The organism is Pseudomonas sp. NPDC087639, from assembly GCF_044743385.1.
Taxonomy (GTDB): Bacteria; Pseudomonadota; Gammaproteobacteria; order Pseudomonadales; family Pseudomonadaceae; genus Aquipseudomonas.
In genome coordinates, this window is the sequence record NZ_JBIUWI010000155.1 from 1 (window position 1) to 966 (window position 966).

The following is a 966-nucleotide window of genomic DNA, read 5'->3' on the forward strand; positions in this document are numbered from 1 at the left end:
GGGACAGGTAACTCTCCTTCGCCGCCTCCCCGGCTGCTGCTTTGGCCTGAACCAGAGCATCTTCCAGGGGCTTGATCTTCATCACCATGCCCGGACCACCGCCAAACGGGCGATCGTCCACAGTGTGATGCCGATCCGTCGTGTAGTTCCGCGGATTCCAACAGGTCAGCTGCAAGAGCCCCTGTTTGACCGCACGACTGGTGATGCCGTAGTCGCCGATGGCGGAAAACATCTCGGGAAACAAACTGATCACTTCTACGCGCAAGTTAGCCACGCTTAGAAGTCCGCGTCCCAATCCACCTTCATCTCGCCCGCTGCGAGGTCGACTGCCAACACGCATTGCTCCGTATAGGGCAACAGGCGTTCGCGATCATCCAGGCTGCCAGCGCAAGGCTTGACGACCATTACATCATTGGCGCCGGTTTCCAGAAGATGATCGATTTTCCCGAGCAATTGCCCCAGGTGATCAATGACCTTCAGACCTTCCAGCTGGTACCAGTAGTACTCGCCTTCGGTCAATTCAGCGAACAGGTTGCGCGGCACGCAGATCTCGTAACCGGCCAGAAGACGAGCTTCTTCACGATCATCAAGACCCTTGAGCTTTGCGACCAGGAACTTGTCGCTCCCGCGTCCACTGACCAGCTCGACCTGTTTGACATTGCCTTCACGCTTGAGCGTCCAGGTTTTGTACTGCAACAGGTTTTCAGTCGGATCAGTAAAGGAATAAACCTTCACTTCGCCGCGAACGCCATGAACAGAATAAATTTTGCCAATAACGATCAAATCATCGGCAACAGCAGGCGTCGCGTTCATATTGCTCAGGCCGCAGCCTTGGCAGATTCCTTCAACAACTGAGCAACGCGCTCAGAAGGTTGTGCACCAACGCTCAGCCAGTAGGCAACGCGCTCTTGGTTCACGGACAGACGGGTTTCCTGACCACGGGCAACAGGGTTGAAGAAACCAACC

The 966-nt window shown here is 55.5% G+C and carries 2 protein-coding genes and 1 pseudogene; all 3 read right to left on the reverse strand.

Annotated features, from left to right (window positions below; translation table 11 throughout):
- Positions 1-232, reverse strand: a pseudogene (locus ACIOVB_RS27375) (tRNA (guanosine(37)-N1)-methyltransferase TrmD); the annotation flags it as partial.
- A 44-nt stretch (positions 233-276) separates the two neighbouring features.
- A complete protein-coding gene (gene rimM / locus ACIOVB_RS27380; RefSeq protein ID WP_401272261.1) occupies positions 277-813 on the reverse strand; it encodes a ribosome maturation factor RimM in 537 nt (178 codons plus the stop codon).
- Between the two features lie 5 nt (positions 814-818).
- Positions 819-966, reverse strand: a 148-nt coding sequence (locus ACIOVB_RS27385; RefSeq protein WP_401272263.1) for a 30S ribosomal protein S16, incomplete at its 5' end; no start/stop codon positions are given.